Annotated in this window: 1 protein-coding gene; it reads right to left on the bottom strand. The window is 56.0% G+C overall.

All coding sequences use genetic code 11. The features are described from left to right. Nucleotide 1 precedes the first annotated feature (1 nt). Nucleotides 2-1,177: elongation factor Tu (gene tuf, locus MDHKLMBL_RS20650; RefSeq protein ID WP_241956290.1), on the bottom strand; the 1,176-nt coding region annotated here is incomplete at its 5' end.

The following is a 1,177-nucleotide window of genomic DNA, read 5'->3' as shown; positions in this document are numbered from 1 at the left end:
ATTACTCGATGATCTTGGAGACTACGCCGGCACCAACGGTACGGCCGCCTTCACGAATCGCGAAGCGCAGGCCATCTTCCATGGCGATCGGAGCAATCAGGGTAACACTCATCTTGACGTTGTCACCCGGCATAACCATTTCCACACCTTCCGGCAGTTCGCAAGAACCGGTTACNTCGGTGGTACGGAAGTAGAACTGCGGACGGTAGCCCTTGAAGAACGGAGTATGACGGCCGCCTTCTTCTTTGGACAGTACGTACACTTCGCACTCNAACTTGGTGTGCGGAGTGATGGAACCCGGAACCGCCAGAACCTGACCACGCTCAACGTCGTCACGCTTGGTGCCACGCAGCAGCGCACCAATGTTCTCACCGGCACGACCTTCGTCCAGCAGCTTGCGGAACATCTCAACACCAGTACAAGTGGTCTTCACGGTATCCTTGATACCAACGATTTCCACTTCGTCACCAGTCTTGATAACGCCACGCTCAACACGGCCGGTCACAACNGTACCACGACCAGAGATAGAGAANACGTCCTCGATCGGCATCAGGAACGGCTGATCGATCGCACGCTCCGGCTCGGGGATGTAGTCATCCAGAGCTTCTACCAGCTTCTTAACAGCGGTAGTNCCCATCTCGTTGTCGTCTTTGCCTTCCAGCGCCATCANCGCAGAACCGGTGATGATCGGAGTGTCGTCACCCGGGAAGTCGTACTGGCTCAGCAGATCACGAACTTCCATCTCAACCAGCTCGAGCAGCTCTTCATCGTCTACCATGTCCGCTTTGTTCAGGAACACAACGATGAAAGGTACGCCAACCTGACGGGACAGCAGGATGTGCTCACGGGTCTGCGGCATGGGGCCGTCAGCTGCGGAGCAAACCAGGATCGCGCCGTCCATCTGCGCTGCACCAGTGATCATGTTCTTCACATAGTCAGCGTGGCCCGGGCAGTCTACGTGAGCGTAGTGGCGATTCGGGGAATCGTACTCAACGTGGGAAGTCGCAATGGTAATACCACGCGCCTTCTCTTCCGGTGCGTTATCGATCTGGTCGAAGGCACTCGCAGAGCCTGTACCCCAAACTTCGTGACATACACGGGTCAGGGCAGCAGTCAAAGTGGTTTTACCATGGTCAACGTGACCAATGGTGCCTACGTTCAAGTGCGGCTTATTACG

This window comes from Marinobacter flavimaris (assembly GCF_002933295.1).
GTDB classification, from domain to species: domain Bacteria; phylum Pseudomonadota; class Gammaproteobacteria; order Pseudomonadales; family Oleiphilaceae; genus Marinobacter; species Marinobacter flavimaris.
Note: the sequence above shows the minus strand (reverse complement) of the source record. Positions and strands in the feature narration are given on the sequence as shown.